24 protein-coding genes are annotated in these 22,985 nt (G+C 43.3%); all 24 read right to left on the bottom strand.

Annotated elements, in window-relative coordinates; genetic code table 11:
* Window positions 1-74 precede the first annotated feature (74 nt).
* A complete protein-coding gene (gene uvrC, locus RDV49_RS06230; RefSeq protein ID WP_003007687.1) occupies window positions 75-1,907 on the bottom strand; it encodes an excinuclease ABC subunit UvrC in 1,833 nt (610 codons plus the stop codon).
* Window positions 1,908-1,972: 65 nt separating this feature from the next.
* Entirely contained in the window at window positions 1,973-2,956 is a 984-nt protein-coding gene (locus tag RDV49_RS06225) for a CPBP family intramembrane glutamic endopeptidase (protein WP_003007689.1), read from the bottom strand.
* Complete coding sequence (locus tag RDV49_RS06220; RefSeq protein ID WP_003007691.1) at window positions 2,953-3,573, bottom strand: TIGR01906 family membrane protein; 621 nt, start codon at window positions 3,571-3,573, stop codon at window positions 2,953-2,955. Before RDV49_RS06220 ends, RDV49_RS06225 begins: the two co-directional genes overlap by 4 nt.
* A complete protein-coding gene (locus RDV49_RS06215; RefSeq protein WP_003007693.1) occupies window positions 3,566-4,336 on the bottom strand; it encodes a TIGR01457 family HAD-type hydrolase in 771 nt (256 codons plus the stop codon). The genes RDV49_RS06220 and RDV49_RS06215 overlap by 8 nt, the downstream gene beginning before the upstream one ends.
* Window positions 4,337-5,023 carry a hypothetical protein gene (locus tag RDV49_RS06210; protein WP_003007694.1) on the bottom strand — a complete coding sequence of 229 codons (687 nt, stop codon included), beginning with the start codon at window positions 5,021-5,023 and terminating at the stop codon, window positions 4,337-4,339.
* Window positions 5,013-5,768, bottom strand: a complete 756-nt coding sequence (locus RDV49_RS06205; RefSeq protein WP_003007697.1) for an acyl-ACP thioesterase domain-containing protein — start codon at window positions 5,766-5,768, stop codon at window positions 5,013-5,015. The genes RDV49_RS06210 and RDV49_RS06205 overlap by 11 nt, the downstream gene beginning before the upstream one ends.
* A gap of 3 nt (window positions 5,769-5,771) precedes the next feature.
* Window positions 5,772-6,902, bottom strand: coding sequence for a radical SAM family heme chaperone HemW (gene hemW / locus RDV49_RS06200; protein ID WP_003007699.1), 1,131 nt, complete (start codon window positions 6,900-6,902; stop codon window positions 5,772-5,774).
* A 105-nt stretch (window positions 6,903-7,007) separates the two neighbouring features.
* A complete protein-coding gene (gene proC, locus RDV49_RS06195; protein ID WP_003007700.1) occupies window positions 7,008-7,820 on the bottom strand; it encodes a pyrroline-5-carboxylate reductase in 813 nt (270 codons plus the stop codon).
* A 3-nt stretch (window positions 7,821-7,823) separates the two neighbouring features.
* Window positions 7,824-9,071, bottom strand: a complete 1,248-nt coding sequence (locus tag RDV49_RS06190; protein ID WP_003007702.1) for a glutamate-5-semialdehyde dehydrogenase — start codon at window positions 9,069-9,071, stop codon at window positions 7,824-7,826.
* 9 nt (window positions 9,072-9,080) lie between these two features.
* On the bottom strand, window positions 9,081-10,190 hold the full coding sequence (gene proB / locus RDV49_RS06185; protein WP_003007704.1) for a glutamate 5-kinase: 1,110 nt from the start codon (window positions 10,188-10,190) through the stop codon (window positions 9,081-9,083).
* 73 nt (window positions 10,191-10,263) lie between these two features.
* On the bottom strand, window positions 10,264-11,154 hold the full coding sequence (locus RDV49_RS06180) for an RluA family pseudouridine synthase (protein ID WP_003007705.1): 891 nt from the start codon (window positions 11,152-11,154) through the stop codon (window positions 10,264-10,266).
* A complete protein-coding gene (gene lspA, locus RDV49_RS06175) occupies window positions 11,144-11,605 on the bottom strand; it encodes a signal peptidase II (protein ID WP_003001852.1) in 462 nt (153 codons plus the stop codon). The genes RDV49_RS06180 and lspA overlap by 11 nt, the downstream gene beginning before the upstream one ends.
* Before the next feature lie 3 nt (window positions 11,606-11,608).
* Window positions 11,609-12,511, bottom strand: coding sequence for a LysR family transcriptional regulator (locus RDV49_RS06170; protein ID WP_003001728.1), 903 nt, complete (start codon window positions 12,509-12,511; stop codon window positions 11,609-11,611).
* A gap of 127 nt (window positions 12,512-12,638) precedes the next feature.
* Window positions 12,639-14,045 (bottom strand): 6-phospho-beta-galactosidase, encoded by a 1,407-nt coding sequence (gene lacG, locus RDV49_RS06165; RefSeq protein WP_080554425.1) that lies wholly within the window; start codon window positions 14,043-14,045, stop codon window positions 12,639-12,641.
* A gap of 102 nt (window positions 14,046-14,147) precedes the next feature.
* The gene (locus RDV49_RS06160) at window positions 14,148-15,848 is read right to left on the bottom strand and encodes a lactose-specific PTS transporter subunit EIIC (protein ID WP_003007710.1); all 1,701 of its coding nucleotides are present in this window, start codon (window positions 15,846-15,848) and stop codon (window positions 14,148-14,150) included.
* Entirely contained in the window at window positions 15,848-16,165 is a 318-nt protein-coding gene (locus RDV49_RS06155) for a PTS lactose/cellobiose transporter subunit IIA (protein WP_003007713.1), read from the bottom strand. The genes RDV49_RS06160 and RDV49_RS06155 overlap by 1 nt, the downstream gene beginning before the upstream one ends.
* 34 nt (window positions 16,166-16,199) lie before the next feature.
* Complete coding sequence (locus tag RDV49_RS06150) at window positions 16,200-17,033, bottom strand: PRD domain-containing protein (protein ID WP_003007715.1); 834 nt, start codon at window positions 17,031-17,033, stop codon at window positions 16,200-16,202.
* Between the two features lie 451 nt (window positions 17,034-17,484).
* Complete coding sequence (lacD, locus tag RDV49_RS06145; protein WP_003007720.1) at window positions 17,485-18,465, bottom strand: tagatose-bisphosphate aldolase; 981 nt, start codon at window positions 18,463-18,465, stop codon at window positions 17,485-17,487.
* A gap of 1 nt (window position 18,466) precedes the next feature.
* A complete protein-coding gene (locus tag RDV49_RS06140; RefSeq protein WP_003007722.1) occupies window positions 18,467-19,396 on the bottom strand; it encodes a tagatose-6-phosphate kinase in 930 nt (309 codons plus the stop codon).
* 10 nt (window positions 19,397-19,406) lie between these two features.
* Window positions 19,407-19,922: a galactose-6-phosphate isomerase subunit LacB gene (gene lacB / locus RDV49_RS06135; RefSeq protein ID WP_003002763.1), complete on the bottom strand. Its 516-nt coding sequence runs from the start codon at window positions 19,920-19,922 to the stop codon at window positions 19,407-19,409.
* A 16-nt stretch (window positions 19,923-19,938) separates the two neighbouring features.
* Entirely contained in the window at window positions 19,939-20,364 is a 426-nt protein-coding gene (gene lacA, locus RDV49_RS06130) for a galactose-6-phosphate isomerase subunit LacA (protein ID WP_003007724.1), read from the bottom strand.
* A 201-nt stretch (window positions 20,365-20,565) separates the two neighbouring features.
* Window positions 20,566-22,041 (bottom strand): PTS transporter subunit IIC, encoded by a 1,476-nt coding sequence (locus RDV49_RS06125; protein ID WP_003007726.1) that lies wholly within the window; start codon window positions 22,039-22,041, stop codon window positions 20,566-20,568.
* A gap of 98 nt (window positions 22,042-22,139) precedes the next feature.
* Window positions 22,140-22,445: a PTS sugar transporter subunit IIB gene (locus RDV49_RS06120; RefSeq protein ID WP_003002828.1), complete on the bottom strand. Its 306-nt coding sequence runs from the start codon at window positions 22,443-22,445 to the stop codon at window positions 22,140-22,142.
* Between the two features lie 35 nt (window positions 22,446-22,480).
* Window positions 22,481-22,957, bottom strand: a complete 477-nt coding sequence (locus RDV49_RS06115; RefSeq protein WP_003007730.1) for a PTS sugar transporter subunit IIA — start codon at window positions 22,955-22,957, stop codon at window positions 22,481-22,483.
* Window positions 22,958-22,985 lie beyond the last annotated feature (28 nt).

Below are 22,985 nucleotides of genomic sequence, written 5' to 3'. Positions count from 1 at the left end.
AAGGCGATTTGGATAGAATCTGTTTCACCTGCTCTATACCTTGTTCTTCATTTTTCTCCTAAAAATACGTCCCTTTACTGTAAGTCTTTTACCGGTTCCGCCACTTCCATCAAGGAACTTGCCTCTTCCTGCTTTCCTTGAAGGAGCTTGGCTTGCACTGCCTCCGCGACTGGTCGTGGGATGCCGACTGTGACGATCTCATCCACAGTAGCTTCTTTGATCTTGGTCAGTGACTTGAAGTGCTTCATCAGCAACTGCTTTCGTTTTGGTCCCAAACCTTCGATGCCGTCCAGCTGGGAGGAGAAGGAATTCTTGGATCGAAGCTGGCGGTGGAAGGTGATGGCGAAACGGTGGACTTCATCCTGGATCCGTTGGAGGAGGAAAAATTCCTGCGAGGTTCGAGAGAGTTCGATGACTTGAAGGGGATCACCGAAGAGCAATTCATGGGTCTGGTGCTTGTCATTCTTTTGCAGACCTGCAATGGGAATGTCCAGACCCAACTCCTCTTGAATGACTTGCTTAGCGATATTGACCTGGCCCTGACCCCCATCGATAACGATCAGATCTGGTGGCGTCAGGCCATCCCGCATGACCCGGCTGTAGCGTCTGCGAATGACCTCCCGCATGCTGGCATAGTCATCTGGTCCGACAACGGTCTTGATCTTGTACTTGCGGTAGTCCTTTTTGCTTGGTTTCCCATTGACAAAGACCACCATGGCTGAGACCGGACTGGTCCCCATGATGTTGGAGTTGTCAAAGGACTCAATGCGCACAGGAGTTGGAATTTGCAGAAGTTTTCCAAGGTTTTCTATAGCACCTTGGGTCTTTTCCATGGATTTTTCAAGGAGATTGAACTTCTGCTCCAGACTGACACGCGCATTCTTAATGGCCAGATTGACCAACTGCTTCTTCTCCCCGCGCTGGGGCTTGAGGACCTTGGTATCCACTAAGGCCTTGACCGCTTCCTCATCGATATCTTGAGGGATCAGGATTTCATTAGGGATCAGGTGAGATTTCTCCTGGTAAAACTGCCCCACATAGGTCAAGAAATCCTCGTCCGGATCATTGTAGTATGGAAAGAGGTTGACGTCGCGCTCGATCAGCTTGCCCTGACGGACAAAGAAGACCTGCACACACATCCAGCCCTTGTCCACGTAGTAGCCAAAGACATCCCGGTTCTGCAAATCCTTAGCCATGACCCGCTGTTTGGTCCGCAGGGTCCCGATGGCCTGGATTAGATCGCGGTACTCGGCTGCCCGCTCGAATTCCATGTTTTGCGCAGCAGTATTCATCTTGAGCTTGAGCTCATCGATAATCTTATCATCCTGCCCCTTGAGGAAATCAGAAACCTCCTGCTCCATACCCTTGAAATAGGCCTCGTCCTTGTGGCAGACTGTGTGGGCCATGCATTGTCCTAAATGGTAGTAAAAGCAGACTTTGGAAGGCGGATTGGTACACTTGCGGAAAGGGAAAATTCGGTCCAAAAGCCTCTTGATCTCATTGGCCGCTCCCACATCCGGATAGGGACCGAAATAGAGACCACCGTCCTTTTTGACCCGGCGCGTGATGATGAGGCGCGGATAGCGCTCATTGGTAATCTTGATGAAGGGATAGGACTTGTCGTCCTTGAGCATGATATTGTACTTGGGCTTGTTCTCCTTTATGAGGTTGATCTCAAGAAGCAAGGCCTCAATATTGGATTCAGTGACGATAAATTCAAAATCCACAATCTCAGATACCAGGGCTTCCGTCTTGGTATCGTGGCTCCCTCTGAAATAGGACCGCACCCGATTGCGAAGATTCTTGGCCTTCCCCACATAGATGATAGTACCGTTCTTGTCTTTGTGAATGTAACAGCCCGGACTCGTCGGCAAAAGCTCGAGCTTGGATTTAATCAAGTTATTCATACTCTCTATTATATCAAAAAAGAGAGGCGCTTACCTCTCAATTGTATGTATCCAACTTTACATCCTCAGCCTTTGAGATTAGCCATCTGGAAGATCGGAATCACATAAGGAACAATAGACATCAGGATAGTGAATAGCACGAAGAACCAGAACCAGAAGGAAGCGAGGGCACGCTGGAAAACTCCCGGTTGAGGTTTATTGGCTTGTATATAAGCCTTGATAGCTGGCCATTTAGTCGCAAGAACCACTATCATGACAATGGAACCAATGGCTAAAACACCGATTTGGAGCCAATTCGCTAGTCCCTCGTCCACATGATAGGCCACATAATGCAAGCCTTGGGAAATCACAAAATTATTGAAAATGTGATAGAAAATAGCCCACCAGATATTGTATTCAAAGGCAATGTAGCCGAATCCTAGACCAATGATACTTGCGAAAAAGAGCTGGTCAAAATTGGCATGAAAGAGTCCAAACAAGATAGCCGTCATGACAATGGCAAAGATCTTCCCATACCGTTCCAAGCCTCGCAAGCCTGCCCCACGGAAGAAGAATTCCTCTGTTATTGGACCAAAAAAGCCAGCATACAAGAGCATAGTCCATGATCGCTCAATCGTATCACCTAGATCTGGTGTTGGAGAATGAAGGCCAATGGTCTCAAACATGCGCTCAATCACTTGTGTCATCACAGATGAAAAGACTTGAGAAAAGCCAAGAAAGGCGAGAAGAATAAAGAAGACTGAAAGAGTCATCTTACGTCCCTTGTGCTTAAGATCATATTTATAAAGGGCCTTCTTGCGATAGGCATTAAAGAGAAAGAGTCCAATGGAAATAGAGATAAGGTAGGGAATACCTGCCCAAACATTCAGGGCATTGAGTTTCTCCGTTACTTGACTTGGATCTTTTCTGAGAGAGCCTGCTATGGTCAATCCAAGGAGGACTTCCCACAGGACCGTTACCAAGGTCATGATCAAGAGATAAATGGCAAGTGTCCCGGAATACCTTCCTATATCTTTTTTAGGGTCTAATAATCGGTTGTATTGGTTCATTTCTTCCTCCTAGAAAATAGATAAAAACTCGCACACATTCCTTCGTATAAGACAAAGAAAATCAAAAAGGCATGCATAAAGTAGTCTTCTGGTAATGCAAGAATAATCGAATCCACGCGCGGATCAAAGAGCCAAGTATTATCTCCAGCAAATAAGACCTGATGAAAGAGTGTAAAGAATTGATCAAAGCCAATCATAACAGCTATCACTGCAATCACCACTGGTAAAACCATCATCCAAAAGAAGAAACTACGGTACAAGGCCAGGTAGCCTTTTTTGACGACTGTCCGCATAAACTGGATAAAACCAGGTAGTGTCACCACGAAAACAACTGTCACTAAGTGAAATAGGTACTTGACAGCCTCAAAATGGTGCAGTCCATTTTTTGAAGAGGGGAATTGAGGCATCTTCAACACCCATTGAAAAGGGTTGGTCAAGTAGTTCATCAAGACATTAAAATTCTTCATGATGACAGATGCCGAAAAACCAGTCCGGCTTTGAATCCCCAACCAATGAATTTCCATGGGATAGAGGGCCCAAGCGAGAGCAATGGTAAGAAAGATTGCAGCTGACAAGATAAAGAAAAATAGGTTAATTGATTTCAGACTTTTAAGCATCAAAATCCCACTCCGCTAGACTGGCAACAACATGTGTCGGTGCGATTGGTAAGGTTGACACTTCTTCTGGTTTGGTAAAACCTGTCGTCACCAAAAGGGTTGGAATCCCATTGTCAATACCTGCACGAATATCTGTTAGGTAGTTGTCGCCAACCATAACCACTTCTTCTCTTGCAAGACCCAGGTGTTCAATGGCCTTGTCCATGATGATGGACTTTGGTTTGCCAATGATCACAGGCTCGACCCGTGTCGCTGCTTCAACAAGCGCAATCAAGGATCCTGCACCTGGCAGCAAGCCACGCTCTGTTGGAATGTTGAGGTCAGGGTTAGTCCCGATAAAGTGCGCTCCCTTTTGAATCGCCAAGGTCGCAATAGCAAACTTCTCATAGTCGACTTGCCAATCGAGGCCAATGACAACATAATCAGGTGCTTCTTCATCCATGACATAACCAGCTTCTTCGATGGCATCTTTGAGCCCCGCTTCGCCGATCACATAGACCTTTTTGCCCAAATTTTGGTCATTCATGTAGTCAATGGTCGCAAGGGTAGCTGTATAGATAGTCGAAACTGGGGTTTCAATATTGAAATGAGTGGCCAGCATATCCCGAACAGTCTCTGGTGTGCGGGTTGTATTGTTGGTCACAAAGAGATAGGGAATCTCACGCGCCTGCAGTTCATGAACAAAAGCTTCTCCTGCAGGAATTCGTGATTTTCCTTTGTAAATAGTGCCATCCAAATCAATCAAATAGCCCTTATAGTGCATTTATTCTTCCCTTTCTGTGTCAGCTTCTTCATGAAACTTCTCTGCATCGACTCGTCCACCAGAACCATATAAGAGCAATGCTCCAGCATAGAGGACAAATTGTAACACCAAACCTGTAAAATTAATCCCTTGACTTCCCGATTGGGTGAACAAGAAGGATGCTACCATGAGGATCACAATGGTCAATAACAAGCCTATCACGGTTGCCTGATCCACACTGATTTGATAAACCGTGCGTTTAGTGCTCCGATTTTTCCCGTCAGACTTAGTTTCTGGTTGCAAATTCTCCACAAAATCCGTCACCAAGGTCGCAGCGAGGCTGACTGTCGTGCTAAAGAGCACGCCTTGGGACAAGCGGTGATAGAAATTGGACCAGAAGGATCCTGATTGGCTAGTAATCCCAATCGAGAAGATCATGACCGGTAAAAGAAAGGCCAAGGTGAAATGGATCCAGACCCGGTACCAGCGTATATCTTCTCTTAAAAAGCGACTAAAACTATCTAAATTCAAGCGATAGCGGAAAAATTTATAAATTTCCTCTACCAGGATGATGCCCAAAGCACAAAGAGTCAAGAGCCAATCTCCCAACATGTACAAAGGATTCTTTTGACGCTTGGCATAGGCCACAACCCGTTTTTGATAGCTTTCAAGTTCCTGTTTTTTATTTTTTAATCTTCTACTTTCCATAAGTCCAACCCTTTTCTTCTACTTCTTCCCACTCAATTTCAGCTTGGGCATTGATCTGACCATCTGAAGTAATTTGGTGCTGGGTCTTCAAGCCCTCTTGTTCATATTGAGAGGTGATGAGACCTCCTGCTAGCACTTCTTTGACATATTTTAGATGAACTTTTTTAGGGACATGATGGGTCAAGAAGTCTGCTCCCATCACCTCAAAAACCCAGTCCAAGTACTTGCTATTGTTGACATGTCCGTTCATATCCAAGTCGTAAAACCGAACTCGGTATTCTTGTTCCACGCCACCTTCTAATTCTTTGAAACGGGGACCGCGGAGCATGGTTTTTGAAAATTCAGAGTCAAAGGCATCCGTGATTTCACTCATAACAGGATGAACCTTGCGTGTATCACGATCCATCAAGACAAAGGTCGCGACCATCTCAATGATAGTATTTCCTGCTTCATCCTTGATATTAAAGGCCCGGTAGCAGAAAAGTCGATTGTGACTCTTGGCATAGGTTTCAATAGTGATTTTCTCATCAAAAACAGGGAGACGCTCGATCTTCATATTGTAATCCGTGATAATCCAGACTAGATTGTAATTCTCTAGAATGTACATATCACTCATGCCCAGCTCAATCGATTGCATGCCTGATACCTGCAAAGACAGCAAGATCAATTGCGGAATTTTTATAAATCCATTGACATCGCTCATATCAAACGGAATTTTCATGCTGTATTCAAATGTTTTTGCCATTTTCTACTCCAAAATAAACTTCTCTGCTACAGTGTCTCCTAAAAAGAGACCTTTCTTGGTCATTCGTACAATGTCCTTGTCAGGTACCAAAAGGCCCTGCTGGATCAATTTCTCAACCACTGATCCATATTGTTGGTCAAAATTCACACCAAACTTTTCTTCAAAACGCTTCTTGGAAACGCCTGTTTTCTTACGTAGTCCTAGAAACATCTCTTCCTCCATCATTTCTGTCTGAGTCAGATGCTCTTCTTGGACACGCGCATTTCCCTCTTCGACAGCCTGCATATAGTGACGAATGGGGCCATGATTCTTGTAGCGAATCCCATCGACATAGCCGGATGCTCCAGCTCCCAAACCATAATACTCGGCATTGTCCCAATACATGAGATTGTGCCGACTTTCAAAACCAGGCTTGGAGAAATTAGAAATTTCGTAATGCTCAAAGCCCGCACGCTCCATCTCCTGAATAATGTATTCAAACATCTCCGCTTCCATCTCCTCTTTAGGTAGAGGAAGCTTGCCCCGTCTCATGCGATTCATAAAGACCGTGTGATTCTCCAGAATCAAGCTATAGAGACTCATATGGGGAATATCAAGGGCAAGAGCCTTAGCGACATTTTCCTGGACCTGCTCCATGGTTTGCGTCGGAAGCGCATAGATGAGGTCGATCGAAATATTGTCAAAACCAGCCAGCTTCAGACGATCGATATTGTCATAGATATCCTGCTCCTGATGGCTCCGACCAATCTTTTTGAGCAAGCGATTATCAAAGGTCTGTACGCCCAATGAAACCCGATTAACCGGCGAATCCTTCAAGACAGCAATCTTATCCGGATCCAAATCACCAGGATTGGCCTCGATAGTCAGCTCTTCCATCTGAGACAGATCAAGCGACTTAGTCAGCTCCTTGAGCAGATAGGCTAGCTGATCCGCAGTTAAGGCTGTCGGTGTCCCACCCCCGATATAGAGAGTCCGTAAATTTGTGATTTCTTCCCGACGAAATTCTTGGATCAAATGATCTAGATAAGCATCGACCGGTTGGTTCTTGATAAAGACCTTCGAAAAATCACAATAAAAACAAATCTGGGTACAAAATGGGATGTGGACATAAGCGGACGTTGGTTTTGTATGCATACCTTTAATTATACCATAAAATGGCTTAAAACTGATGGTAAAAATAGGGGCAAAGATGGCTCAAAATAAGAAAAAAAACCGAAACAGGTTGACCCATTTCGATTCTCATTCTTTCGTCTCTTGTCCTAATTCTTGAGTGCGTTTATAGGCTGCTTCCACTCCTGCAATAATGTCGCCCCGTAAGCCGACTTGTTCCAGGCGATTGACTCCTGCGATGGTAGAGCCACCTGGGCTACAAACTGCATCTCGCAAGCGGGCTGGATGTTCGCCTGTCTCTAGGACCATTTGACTAGCGCCGTGGAAGGTCTCGGCAGCCATCTTCAAGGCTTGCTCTCGTGAAAGTCCCAAGCTTACTCCTGCATCTGCCATGGCTTCAATCATCTGATAGACAAAGGCTGGTCCACAGCCTGCGACAGCCGTTGCAGGATCCATCAATTTTTCTTCAATTTCGTAGAGGGCCCCTGCTCCTGATAAGAGCTGGTTGACTTGAGCTACTTGCTGGTCTGTCACTGCTTGGGAGCGGGCCAGACTGATGACTCCTTGACCAATGGCCACAGGCGTATTGGGCATGATGCGAATGAGTCCTAGCTGGTCGTTCTGGATCACGTCAGCCATCTTTTCTAGTTCCAAACCTGCAGCCATGGAAACCAGTAAGAGATTAGAGCGTTGGGCCAAGATGCCCTGGTACTCTTCTAAAAGAGGGCAGATCTGATAGGGTTTGACCCCTAAAAAGATTACTTCAGCTTCTTGAAAGACTTGTCCAAGATCAGACGCCGTTCCCCCATACTGGCTGATAAACTCTTGCACCTTTTGAGGAGAACGATTGACCAAGAGCAGGTCTTGCGCGTCCACTTCTTTTGCGACTGCTTTGGCTAAACTAGCCCCCATGTTTCCAAGACCGATAAATGCAACTTTCATTTCTTACCTCACTTGACCATTTCCACTGACGATATATTTGTAACTGGTCATTTCCCGTAGTCCCATTGGTCCACGCGCATGGAGTTTTTGGGTCGAGATCCCCATTTCACAACCTAGGCCAAATTGACCCCCATCTGTAAAGCGTGTAGAAGCATTGACATAAACCGCTGCTGAATCTACTTGCTTGGTGAAACAAGCGGCTGTCTCAGGATTTTCAGTCACAATGGCATCCGAATGATGGGTGCTATGAGCTTCAATGTGGTCCACCGCTTCCTCCACTCCGTCAACAACCTTGACTGCTAAAATATAATCTAAAAATTCGGTATCAAAATCCTGTTCCTGTGCTGCTGTCCCAGAAATGATTGCCTGAGCTTGCTCATCTAGGCGCAACTCAACGGATCTTTCCCGATCATCCACTAAACGCTCTTTGACCAAAGGCAAGAAATCAGACGCGATCGCTCGATCCACCAACAAGACCTCCATGGCATTGCAGACGGATGGGCGGCTGGTCTTAGCATTTTCAATAATGGCGAGGGCTTTCTGGAAGTCAGCTTCCTTGTCCACATAGACATGGACGATCCCAGTTCCTGTCTCGATCACAGGGACAATGGCATTTTCAACCACCGCTTGGATCAATCCAGCACCACCACGTGGAATGAGCAAATCTAGATAGCCCTTAGCCTTCATCATAGCAAGGCTAGAAGCTCGACTCGTATCTTGGATCAGTTGGAGAAGATCTGGATTCAGTCCAGCTTCTTCCAATCCAGCCTTGAGGGCTGTCACGATCGCTTGGGCAGAATGAAAGGCATCCTTTCCAGTACGAAGGACTACTGCATTTCCACTCTTGATGGCAAGCGCTGCAGCATCAGACGTTACATTTGGACGGCTTTCATAAATGATGCCAATAACACCCATGGCGACTCGAACTTTCTGGATTTCAAGGCCATTTTCTAAGACTTCAGTATCCAGCACTTCCCCAATCGGATCTGGCAGGTCTATTAAAGCACGAATTCCTTGTGCCATACCGGCAATCCGCTCTTGATCAAGAAATAGGCGATCTAGCATGACGTCAGAGATCTTCCCACGTGCTACTTCCATATCGATTTGATTGGCTGCTAAAATAGCTTCCGTCGCTTTCAGAAGCTGGCTGGCCATGGCCTCCAAGGCCTGATTTTTAAGAGCTGTACTGGCTGTATTGATACTTTTCTTAGCTGATCTCGCTAAGCTTAATTGTTCTTGTGTTGTTTCCATACAATTCCTCTAAAATTCTGTAAAGAGTAGTTCAATCTCAGGAGTTACCGAGATCCAATCATCCCGGTGAATGAGGATTCCCTTAGCTTTTTTAGATTGGAGTAGATCGCGCACAGCTGATTGGCCGAAACGGACCTTGCCTTTTCCTAGTAATTGACCAGTCTCTTGATGATAGACGCTGACGATGTCGTGATAAGAAAAATCCCCTTCTGCCTTGGTCACACCAGAAATCAATAGACTCTTTCCATGATCCAACAGGGCTTGCGCTGCTCCAGCATCCACCCAAACAGCACCTTTGCTTTCTGCATAAAAGGCTAGCCATTGCTTCTGGGTTTTTAAGCCCTTGTCCTCTGCAAGGAAGTAACTGCCATCTGCTTGCTCTTCTGCTGCTTCGATCAAGGCATCAGACTTGAGAGACGAGCAAATATAGACAGGAACCCCTGACTCGGTCGCAAGGGTCGCTGCCTTGAGTTTGGTCAGCATACCGCCAGTCCCATTGCTACTGCCAGCACCACCCGCCATCTCGATCATCTCACGGGAAATGTGTTCGATTCGATCCAAGCGCTTAGCTGTTGGATCCTGAGAAGGATTGGCTGTATAGAGACCATCGACATCTGTTAAAAGCACCAAAAGATCAGCTTGAACCATGGCTGCAACCTGCGCACTCAAGGTATCATTGTCTCCTACTTTTAACTCAGCAATCGAGACCGTATCGTTTTCATTGATAATCGGGATGGCCCCACGATTGAGCAAGACAGAAAGGGCCTGGTGGGCATTCTTATAGCGGCGCTGATCCGCAAAGTCATCCTGGGTCAACAAAATCTGCGCAGAAACAATGTTGCGTAAGAGCAGGTTAGCTGTGTATTCTTCCATCAGTAAGCCTTGTCCAACTGCCGCAGAAGCTTGCTTGTCTGCCACCTTGGTCGGCCGTTTCTTAAAACCAAGGGCACCAAATCCAGCAGCAACCGCCCCTGATGAGACCAAGATCAACTCATGGCCCGATTCATGTAAGAGAGCCAACTGCTGCGTAATGACCTTGACCTTCTGTCTGGAGAGACTCCCATCGGGATTGGTCAACGACGAGGTCCCTACTTTAAAGACGATTCGTTTTGCTTTCATCGCTATGATTCTTTCTAATACTATTTATTTCGTATGTAATGAAAGTGACTGAATCTTCATTCAGCCATCTTCATTATCCTTTTCGAAGGTCTTCCAGCGTTTTCTCAAAGATCGCTGGTACTTCTGCTGTAAATTCCAAGGTCTCGCCTGTACGGGGATGGGTAAAGCCAAGTGTCCGTGCATGCAGAAACTGTCCTTGTCCTTTAAGTGTCTTCTTAGGACCATAAGCAGGATCTCCAGCCACGGGATGGCCAATATAGGCCATGTGCACCCGAATTTGGTGGGTCCGACCAGTCTCCAGTTGCAACTCTACCAAGGTGTAATTCCCAAAGCGTTCCAAAACTTGAAAACGGGTCACTGCAGGTTTTCCTTTCGCCGTCACTGCTTGTTTTTTCCGGTCCTTTTCACTGCGACCAATTGGTGCTTCGATCATGCCCCGATCGTTAGGAAGATTGCCATGGACAATGGCCCAATACTTCCGGAGAGATTTTTTGTCTTTGAGTTCCTCTGCTAAGGCGACGTGGGCTTGGTCATTTTTTGCGATCATCAAGAGGCCTGACGTGTCTTTGTCAATTCGATGGACGATTCCTGGACGCAATTCCCCATTGATCCCTGAAAGGTCTTTGACATGGTATAAAAGGGCATTGACCAAGGTTCCACTGGTGTGGCCCGCACTGGGGTGAACAACCATGCCTTGGGGTTTATTGACGACGACGACATCCTGGTCCTCATAGACGATGTCTAAGGGCAGATCTTCTGCTTCATAGCTGACCTCTTCCACTTCTGGGACTTCATACTGGATGATGTCTCCTTCTTTGACCGTGTACTTAGCTTTTTTCACAGTTCCATTGACCAGAACTTTTCCTTCTTTGATCTGCTCATTGGCTACAGCTCGTGACAAGGGAGTCAAATCCGCCAAAGCCTTATCCAGTCGCGCACCGGCTACTTCGATTTTAATTTCCATGCGTTTCCTCTTTCAACATCAGGATCAGGAGCAAGAAAACTCCCACTGTCAAATAACTATCTGCTACATTAAAAATGGCAAAATTCATAAAATCCAGGTGGAACATATCGACCACAAATCCCTGACGCAGACGATCGATAAAATTCCCCAACCCACCTGCAATAACCAAGGTCAAGCCCGTCACCATCCAAAGCGACCCCTTGAGGTGCTTATAAAGATAGTAAAAGGCCCCCACCATCACGACTAGAGTGATGAGGGTAAAGAACCATTGCTGATTTTCAAGAAGTGAAAAAGCTGCACCTGTGTTTTGAAGATAGGTCAGGCTGACCACATGGGGAATAAAAGACTTAACGACACCCAGTGGAATGTTCTTAACTACATACCATTTGACCAACTGATCCAGTAGGACCAATAGCACGATTGCTACTGGAACCATTGTTTTTCTCTTCATTTCTTACCTCTTTTGATCAAAATATTCTACCATAACCTCGACAAACTTCTCTGCTACAGGGGAGAGATCCATCTCTTCTCGTTTGACATAGACCATTTTATTGTCCAAGTTGTCTTCTAAAGGAATCACGGTAATGCCATTCACTGACTGGCTATCTAAAAAGCCTGATCCTGTCGCATAAGCATCTGTCCGCTCCAAGATCCCATTCAAGGTAGCCCGGTCGGTTACATTGAACATTTGGGAGCTCGAACTGGTATCGACAAAATTCTCTGAATAATAGAGGTACTCATCTTTTTCTTGCGTAAAGCGAACAGTTGGCAACTGAGCTAGATCTTCCATGACCAGTTTTTTCTTCTTAGCCAGAGGGTGTCCCTTGCGAAGGTAAATATGAGTCTGAAAAGGAATCAAATCCACCACTTCAAGCCCTAATTTATCGACCCGTTGCATAATCCCCTTGGTATTTTGACGGTTGAGATAAATAATCCCCAACTCACTATGCCCTTGAGCCACTTCATCCAAAATTTGAACCGTCGTTGACTCAAAGATGCGGAAGTTTTTATTTTCCGGATAGCGGATCGAAAATTCCGTCATCAAAGGTGGCAAGAAGTCATAGTGTTGACTAGAAATAGAGAATTCTTTCTTCTCTTCTTCAGGACTGGCATATTGATTTTGAAAAATATCAAACCCTTTGACCACATCCTGCGCTTTTTCATAAAATTCCATTCCCCTACGGGTCAAAAAAGTCCCAGAACTGGTCCGACGAAAAATCTTAAAGCCCAATTCTTTTTCCAGATCTCTGACAGAGATGGACAAGCTCGGCTGACTCACATACATTTTTTCAGCAGCCTCACGAAAAGTACCACTATTGGCAATCGCCACTACATATCGTAATTGTTGTATATTCATTCTATTTTCCTTATTACAGTATCGATCTATTATACCATAAATTAGGGGCTGAAAGAAGAGATGGGTTTAAGAGACCTTCATCAAGTGAAAATAAAAAAACTGGAACTAAAACAGTTCCAGTTGACACTTATTCAATCACTTGACTTTCTGCTACTTTCTTGTACCAATGAGCTGATTTCTTCGGATAGCGCTCTTGGGTTTCAAAGTCAACATAGAAGAGTCCGTAACGTTTTTCATAACCATTTGACCATGAGAAGACATCCATCAGGGACCAAATGAAGTAGCCCTTGACGTTTGCACCATCGGCAATCGCATCCGACAAGACTTCCAAATGTTGTTTCACATAATCAATCCGGCCATCATCGTAAACCGTATTGTCCACAAATTCATCTTTGTATCCAAGTCCGTTTTCAGTGATGTAGATCTTCTTGTAGTTTGGATAATCTTTCTTGACACGCATGATTTGATCATACAAACCTTTAGGGTAAATGATCCAGTCCCAGTCAGTACGAGGTACATAGTCAGGAGCTACACGACGTCCAACACCTTTGATTTGGTATTTAGAGCTTCCTTTCTCCCCTTTACCATTGTGGATGATTTCAGTTTCACCATCAAAGGCTTCCATCCAGTCACTCATGTAATAGTTAATTCCAAGGAAGTCGTTCAAATCTTTAGCTGCTTCAAGCGCTGCAAAGTCTTCGTCACGAAGATCCAGACTACCACCATTAACAGACAAAATGTGGTTTACCCCTTCCATGGTTGCATCTGAATAATGTCCGAGGTAAGTCGCATCCAAGATAAATTTGTTGTGGATGATATCTTCCAACTCAGCCGCACGTACGTCTGCAGGATTTTTAGGATCCAATGGATACTTAGTTGGAAGGGCGTGAACAACCCCGATTTCACCTTTGTAGCCTTTGTCTTTGTACAATTTCACAGCACGTGCATGAGAAACCATCATATTGTGGTGAGATTGGAAGACTTTGGCAAGGTCATATTGAATACCTGGTGGGAATTTACCGACTAAGTATTGACCATCACCGATTGGGCCAATTTCATTGAAGGTTGTCCAGTAGTTGACTTCTGGGAATTCTTCAAAACAGAAAGCAGCATAGTCTACAAAGTGTTCGATATTTTCACGATTCAAGAAATCTCCATTTGAATGAAGGACCTCAGGTGTATCAAAGTGATGGAGAGTTACGAATGGTTCTACATGACGTTTATGGCATTCTGCAAATAACTTATGATAGAATTCTACCCCTTTTGGATTGACTTCACCATAACCAGTTGGGAAAATACGTGACCAAGCAATAGAAATACGAATTCCGTTTACGCCATATTCTTCCGCCAACTGTAAGTCTACTGGATATTTATGGTAGAAATCACTCGCTGGTTCAGCAGTATACCAATAGTTGTCTGCTAAATATTTATCCCATGCAACTGGTCCTTTTCCGTCAGTATGAGTCGCACCTTCTGCCTGGTAAGCTGCTGTTGCGCCACCGAAAATAAAATCTTTAGGTAATGTTTTTGACATAAGTTTCCCCTTCTCAATCATAAAATAAAAATAAAGCAAGATGGAGAGGAGTAAGTGAGCAATCCTTCTCCATCTCACTTTAATCAACAGTAAATGTATTTATTATTGAAATTGTTCTTGAACGAATGCAAGAGCGCCTTTACCATCACGAGTCAACTTGATGTATTGAGCTCCTTCAGTCTTAGCCAATTTGATTCCAAGTTTATCTGTTTCAGCCTTCATATCTTCATAGTTTGAAGCTACTTGAGGAGCAAGGATAACAAGGTCAAATTCTGGCAACATTTCACGGTGAGCACCGTAACCACCAGCAGCAGCCTTCACAGGAACATTGTATTCTGCAGCAGCTTTATTCAAAGCATTGGCAAGAAGTCCACTAGTTCCACCACCGGCACAAAGAACCAATACGTTTGTTTCTTTTGTGATATTGTTTTGAACTGGTTCACCTTCAACACCAGCTTTTTCAAGAATAGCATCTGCTTTTGCAGTGTTAAAGTTTGCAGCAACTTTTTCTTTCAAGCTATCGTTTGATTTACCTGAACGTTCTTCTTCAAGAATTTGTTCATCGTAAACTTTAACGAATGGGTAGTAAATGATCACGTCTACTACAACAAGAAGTGCAGCAAGGATGAATGAAAGTACTTGGAAGTTCGTACCAAGAACAATACCCAGAGGTCCAGGAGTTGTCCATGGTAGGTTAGAAGTAAATGAGTTCATTCCCAAGGTATCAACAAAGAATTTGAAGATCCATACGTTTGCAATTGGAGCAAAGATAAATGGAATGAAGAAGATTGGGTTCAATACCAATGGAGCACCGAACAAGATTGGTTCGTTAACACCAAAGAATGTTGGAACTACAGATGCACGTCCAATTGCACGGTTACGTTTTGATTTCGTTAACCACATGAACATGAATGGAACGACAAGAGTCGCACCAGTACCACCCATAGTAACGATAAACATTTGAGTACCTGAAGTAAGGATCTTATCAGCGTGCATTCCTTGTTGAATCAAGTTCAAGTTTACTTCGGCATTTGCATAAGTGATCGCTGCAATCGCAGGCTCAACGATAGATGGGCCGTGAATACCAATAAACCAGAAGAATGCAAAAGCACCGAAAATGATCGTAATTCCAACATAACCATCTGCTGCTGAGAAGAGAGGAGCAAGAAGCGTACCGATAGATTCAGCTACTGTTACACCGAGACCGCCCTTAACAATCAATTCAAGTCCATAAAGGAGAACCACTGATACAGTGAATGGAATCAAGTCTTTAAATACTTGAGAGATATTTGGTGGAACTTCGTCTGGCATGCGAATCGTCACATTGTTTTTCACGCAGACCTTGTAAACATTAACGGTAACAAAGGCTGCAATAAAGGCTGTTAGCAACCCTTTAGTCCCCATGAATGCTGTTAAGAATCCGCCATCTTTAGCAGGTTCAGCAGCCATGAGCAAGAAGCCAACCATAGAAGCCAACATTGTAGAAATGAAGTTGATTTGGTTGGTTGCTGGGAGGTCACGGTTCATTGAATCAGTCAAAGCCTTAGCCGTTGTCCCACCAACGAAGAAGGCCAAGATGCCCATAGAATAGCTATATGGAGTCATCAAGAAAGTTTCAATATCTTTAGACCAATGGAATCCCCAAGCGTTTGGTACATACGCAATTAGGATGAAAATAGATGAGAAAAGGATAACAGGCATCCCTGCAATAAAGCCATCCCGAATCGCTCGCAAATATTTGTTTCGAGAAATCTTTTCAAAGAATGGTTTCCCTTTTTCAATCAGTTCAATCAGTTTATTCATTATTTCGCTCCTCTTTTATATAGTTCAATCAGATGGTGAATCACGTCTTTTAATAGGATCGTTGTCATGAGATGGTCTTGACCATGCATCATGGTAATGCTATAGGGGATTTCTTCTCCTGCTGCTTCATGCGCTAGCATGGTCGTTTGAGATTTGTGAGCCTCAGCGATACAAGACCCTGCTTCTTCTACTAAGGATTCTGCTTTAGCAAAATCACCATTTTCAGCAGCTTTTAAGGCTTCCACTAATTTTGATCGAGCGTCACCGGCATAAGCGACAATTTCAAAGCCAAGTAATTGGACTTCTTCTTTATTCATGTTGGTTCCTCCTTATGATACCTTTTGAAAATTTTTATAATAGACGTTGAATATGAAGGGCTAAATAGACTTTTTCATTAGGAGATATCTTGGCTCCTGTCTGTTCAGCGATGGTTTGGTAGATTTGATGACTAATCTCATAAGCCTTTGGATAACTTAGCTGAATCAGTTGTTCCATCTCGCTCAAACCTTCTGGATCTTCTCTTCCCTTATCTAGCGAATCTAGGAAATAATTGAGATGGATCATAAAGCGATCATAGAAATGACTGTTTTCTTCTTTCCGTTTCAAGCCATTTTGAGCTAGTTTTTCTTCTACAGCTTTCAAAATAACTTGTCGGTCCTGGACATCTGGATCTTGCTCATGAATTATTTCCCCTTGTGCATTAATGAAATGATAAGCGATGCGATTCACTTCATCGTCAGGAAATTGATCCAAGAGCCGCTTTCGAAAGATCTCAATCGCTTCTTTTGCGATTTTATAGGGAATCGGATGCATAGCAGACACATCAGGAAGGTCACTGTATTTATATCTTCCCTGTTGAACTGCCTGGTAAGAACAAAAGATGTGATCTGTTAATGTCACATAGATATATTCTTGAACAGGATAGGCATATTTCTTAGACAAGGTATCAATCACTTCATAAGTGGTTGTAATGAAATCAAGAGGAACATCCTTTAGAAGGGCCATAAAGTTTTCTCTTGACTCATCCGTATTTAAACGAAATACTTTTTCGACCTTATCATCAGCCACTAGATCATTTTTCTTCTTCCCAAAAGCAATCCCACTCCCAACAACAATTAACTCTTGTTGTAGTTCATTTTGAACCAAAGCAACATTATTGTTCATTGGATGGATAATACGATACATGAGGCTCTCCTTTGTAAAATTTGTTAAAAGCAAATAAAAATGACCACGAAGCAACTGAAAAAACTAGCCTATGCTAATCATTCAATCTACTTGTGGTCACGCCTAATCTAACTTAGTAACGCTCACTGCTATTCAACTTATAAACTTATTCTATCATAAACTTTTTGTTTTGTAAACCCTTACAGCGAAAATTTTTAAACATTTTTTTATAAAAAATGAACAAGACCTTGAAATAATGAAGAGGCTGGGACAAAAGTCCTAGCCTCTCAATCATCTTTGGATTGTCGAGCAAGACGCAGTGGTTTAGTGGGCTCTACTACGCTGATTTCATCAGCTTTTACAGCCCTACTCAACTGTGCGGAGGTGGGACGACGAAATCGAATTCTAACGAATGACCGATTTCTGTCCCACTCTCTAACTGTTGCTTTAGGAGGCAATCTTCATTTGAATCTTATACGCGTTCTGTCCAAGGTGTTGCTACTTTAGCCAAGACTGCGTTCAATTCTTCAATATTTTGTCGACCTTCTGTACGAAGCCATTCACGAGCAGCTGCTTCTCCATCTTTGATGTAAGCTTCTACTGAACCTGCCCATGTCGCACGTCCACAAAGAACACCGTTGAAGTTTGCACCAGATGCATGAGCAAATTCCAAGGTTTCTTGGAAGAGCTTAGCTGATACACCTGCACTGAGGTAGATGTATGGAAGGTTGGTTGCTTCTTCTTGTTCTTTGAAGAAAGCAGCTGCTTCTTCACGACTATAGACTACTTCTCCTTCTCCAAATCCTTCCACGAAGTTCACATTAACTGGAACTTCCACTTTCAAGACATCGATATTGAAACGAGGATCTGAGAAGACTTTCATAGCCTCAATCACCTTACGAGGTTTCACTTTCGCATATTCAGCAGAGGTTGCATCTGCAATTCCTTCATCATAAGCCAAGATTTCAAGGAAGAATGGAATATCTTCAGCAGCGCATTCAGAACCGATGCGTTCGATATAAGCTTGTTTTTCTTGGTTGAGTTCATCTGCACTGTCTACATCATAGTAGAGCAAGAATTTCACAGCATCTGCGCCTTGTTCTTTGATGCGTTTTGCTGACCAAAGGTTCAAGCAGTCAGGCAAGCGTTTGGTGCTAGACGTATCGTAGCCTGTCTTTTCGTATGCGAGCAAGAGTCCTGCATCTTTGTCCAAGGCTTTTGTAGCAGGTAGACCATATTCTGGGTCCAATAACATAGATGAAGCATATTTTGTCAATTCATCTGCTACAAGGACTTTCAATTCTTCCATTTGTGCTACTGTTGGTTCTGTGTCTTGATATTTGGCCATCAAGCGTTTCAAAGCTCCACGTTGGTCGAAGGCCAAAGCTGAAATGACACCGTCTTTTGTACTAAGACGTTCCAAATAGTTGCGTTTTTGTTCTGTTAATACCATTTTATACCTCTTTTACGATTAATTGTTGATACAAGGCATCATAGTGCCCCATGTTGACATGTCCTGTTTGTGCTTCTTGTGCATTTAACATTCCAAGAACATTTGCTTTCTTGAGCAAGTCTGCGTCACTCTCATGATGATAGAGACCAGATGCAATCCCTGCAACAGTCGAATCACCAGATCCAACTGGATTGACGACATCAATCTTAGGAATATCTACCTTATAGAAGACATCGCCGTGCTTCGCAAAAGCACCATTTGCTCCAAGAGAGACTATCACCCATTCGATGCCATCAAAGAGAGCATCCTGAAGAACTTCTTTTAAGTCTTCCACATCCTTACTCACTTCTTTCCCTAACAATTGAGACAACTCTTCATTGTTGGGTTTAATGACTGTAGGCTTGACATCTGCTTGAATGGCAGCTTCTAAAGAAGCCCCCGAGCAATCGAGTACGACTGGTTTTCCAGCTTCCCTCGCAATCTTGACAAGGCTAGCATAATAATCCACTGGTAAACCAGCAGGGAGACTACCTGAGATGGCAACAACTTCCACTTGATCGATCAAGTGACGGTAATGGTCAAGGAAACCTTGCCCTTCTTTCTCAGAAATGGTTGGACCTTTTTCTAAGATTTCTGTTTGCTTGCCTTCGTGAAGGATGGCGATACAATTTCGTGTATCTCCAGCAATCTCAAAGAAACGTTCCTCTATCCCTTCTCCTAAATGATCGAGAATGAATTGACCCGTTCGACCACCAAGTAGGCCGGTCGCTGCCACTGGATCCTTGATCTCAGAAAGTACACGGGTAACATTGAGACCCTTCCCACCGGCTGTCTTACTCACCTCAGCTACTCGATTGACTGTATCCAACTGGAGTACATCCAAAGGATAAGAGATATCAATCGAAGGGTTCATCGTGACCGTTAATATCATATGTCACCTCTTAGTCGTGGTATTCACCACGGTCCCATTTTTCAAGGAATTCTGTAAAGAAATCAGCATCCGCTTGATGGGCATTATGGGTTTCCACATGTTGGATCTTCGCGATCAATTTTTTATTTTCTTCAGTTGGTTTGTATTCAGCGTGGATGAATGCTTCAATGATATCGCACATGAGCAATTCACCAGTAATTTTACCACCAAAGCCGATCACATTCGCATTCAATTCTTCTTTAGCATAAAGAGCAGTTGTCATATCGCGTACCAAAGCAGAACGGATACCAGGTACTTTGTTAACAGCATTGTTGATCCCAACACCTGTACCACAGATACAAACACCAAGATCTGCTTGGCCACTTGCTACGGCTTCACCGACTTTTTTACCAAAGATTGGATAGTGGGTACGTGTATGGTCATAAGTCCCAAAGTCGAGCACTTCATATCCTTTTGATTTCAAAAAATCAGAAACAGCCATTTTTTCATTTGTCACAATGTGATCACAACCAATTGCAATTCTCATTTGAATTCTCCTCTCATTAGCACATCTTATTCAACATATCGACACGGATTTGGTGACGACCACCGTCGTATTTACCATTGACGAAGCCTTTGGCAATGTTCTTGGCTAATTCATCCCCAACAATTTCAGCACCCATGGTAATCATACGAGAATTGTTGTGGCCACGTGTCATATAAGCAGATCGTTCATCTGAAACTTCTGCTGCTACCATTCCTTTGATTTTAGTTGCAACCATAAATGGACCAGCTCCGTAAGCATCAATTACGATTCCAAGATTTTGATCGTTTTTGTTCACTTCGCTCGCGACTGCAAGTGTCACATCTACAAAATCTTGACCTTCAGCAGTTACATCCACAACATCGAAGTTTTCTTTTACAAGAAACTCTTTCACGAGATCTTTTAATCTTAATCCTGCAGCATCTGCACCAATTACAATAGACATGTCCTGTCCTCCTTTTGTTCGTTTCAGCAAATATCCCTGTTGTTAAATTTTCACAAAGAAACATTTTCTTACTTTTGATATTATATTACACCTATTTTGAACGAAAGTCAACATTAAATTGTTTATTTTCAAACATTTTTTAAAATAAAAACACCATATCCACAACAGATATGGTGTCAGTTTTCAAACTACAATTGACGATTATTTTGCATTTGCAGCATATTCTTCGTTACGTTTGATCATTTGTTTTCTGTACCAAGCGAAGATTCCGATATAGAATGCCAAGAAGACAACTACACCAAGGATAGCTTTGATATCACCAGTTGTAGCGTTACCGATTGTCCAACCGAGCAATTTTTCAACTGGTCCTTCAAGAGTTGAGTGAGTGATCAATTGAGTAGAAGCTACCCCTTTAGGGAAGGCATCAACACTCTTAGCCAATTGAGTTGCAAATGGTGCAATCAATGTTCCTGAAAGAAGGAAGAGTGGCAAGAGAAGACTTCCGAAGATGATCATACGGATCAATTTACCGCGTGTTACAACCAACAAGGCTGGAGTCACACCCATAGCGATGATACCTGCAAGTGGCAAGATACCATTTCCGACTTTAGAAAGAAGCACTGCTTCGATCAACATGATTGGTGCAAGTACGTTGGCACAAGCCCAGATTTCAGCACGACCAGCGATAAATGGCCAGTCCAAACCGATGTTGAATTTACGTCCTTGAAGACGTTTAGTAGCAACGTTTGTAATACCTTGTGACAATGGTTCTACCGCTGCGATGAACCAAGAACCGATCAATGAGAACAATTCCAAGCAGACACCGGCAGTCAAACCAAGGCTCAACCAACCTTTAATAACCAATTCCCATTTGTCAGCATCTGCGACGCCAGCAACTGGATGTGGAGTACCCATGATACCGATGACGATACCAAGAAGGAAACCGATAAAGAATTTAGATCCCCAGAAACCGATCTTCTTGTTCAACTTAGCAGCGTCGAAGTCGTATTTATCAAGACCTGGGAAGAATTTGTCAAAGATTTTATCCAAGACCATGATGATTGGGTTCATCATGTAGTTCATGTGAGTTGAAGTCATAGGTGATGAACTTGGTGCATTCAAAAGATCATCAAATGTTGGTTTCATCAAGTCTGAGTTGATGATTTTCATAATCCCTACAAGGACAACTGCAAGAGTTGCCAAGAAGAGTGATAAACCTTGGCTCACACCGTTGTTGTCAGCATACCATTTGATCAAAAGACCAGTGATAGACAAGTGCCAGATATCGAAGATATCGACGTCAAGTGTATCTGTTTTCTTGATCGCAAGCATGATAACGTTGACGATCAACATAATTAACAAGAAGTAAAGTGTCCAGGCAGATCCCCAAGTGATGGTCGCAAGAGGCGCCCAACCAACGTCAGTGATATTCAATTGAATACCTGTGTTCTCAACGAATTTTGCAAGAGACGCTGAGAAAGCTCCATTCAACATACCGATGATGGCACCGATACCAGTAAGGGCGATGGCAAGTTTAATACCACCTTCAAGGGCTTTAGAGAATTTCACTCCAAACAAGAGAGCCAATAAAGTCAAGACGATCAACATGATGATCGGAGCACCCATGTCTAGGATGGGTTTGAAAAATTTATTGGCAAAATCAATAATGCCATTCATAATAAATCCTCCCGATTTATAATTTTTTTGTAATTTACGGCATAAAGTGTTCCCAATTTTATCATTGGATAACGCTTACAAACTTGTTTAAAAAAATATTAACTTAATCCATGTTCTTTAATGGCAGCTTCGATGTTATCAAAGACTGGCGCACTCATCGCTGGAATACGGAATAAAATTGGTCCTGCTTCTACCACTGGAATACCAGGATCAAATCCCAAATCAGTTGCAGCAATTGGAGTAAAGATATCATAACCTGAAATCAAATCTTCATTGACATCTTTGACCATGACAGCGTCACAACGCACATCATAACCACGGTTTGACAACTCTTCTTCCAACGCATTCTTAATTTGGTGGCTAGAGTTAACACCTGCACCACAGGCAGCTAAAATTTTAATCATTTGGATGTCCTCCATTATAAATATTTACGAATGTTTTAGGAAATAGTTTCCGTAATGTATTGATAAAGCTTATCTTCACTATCTAATTTTGATAGAGCTTCGAGATTTCCATTGGATGTAAAGAAATCCATCAGCTGGGCCAAAATATTGGTTTGGCTAGAGCTTGAATTGTTGATAATGAAGAATAAAAGCGAAACTTGAACTTCCTTATCTGGAGCAATCATATTATGGAAGGTTACGGGTTGATCCAAACGAACCACGACCACATTCTCAGTGAGATTATGGACAATGTCTGTGTGCGGGATCGCCACATTTGGTAAGTCTTTACCAAGAAATTCCATGTCTAATCCAGTCGGGAAAGACTTTTCACGCTCAATCAAAGCGGAACGATAGGTTGGTGTCACAATCTGTCGCTCTTCCAATAAGCTTGCTACCTGCTCAAAGAGATCTGTTTGATCCTTGGCATGTAGGCAAAATACAAGATCTTTGTTAAAGAGTTGATTTAATCCCATTGTTGCCACCTCCTTATCTAACTATTTA

Source organism: Streptococcus parasanguinis, assembly GCF_031582885.1.
Taxonomy (GTDB): Bacteria; Bacillota; Bacilli; order Lactobacillales; family Streptococcaceae; genus Streptococcus; species Streptococcus parasanguinis_M.
The sequence above is the reverse complement of the archived record's forward strand: the minus strand, read 5'-3'. Positions and strand labels throughout refer to the sequence as shown.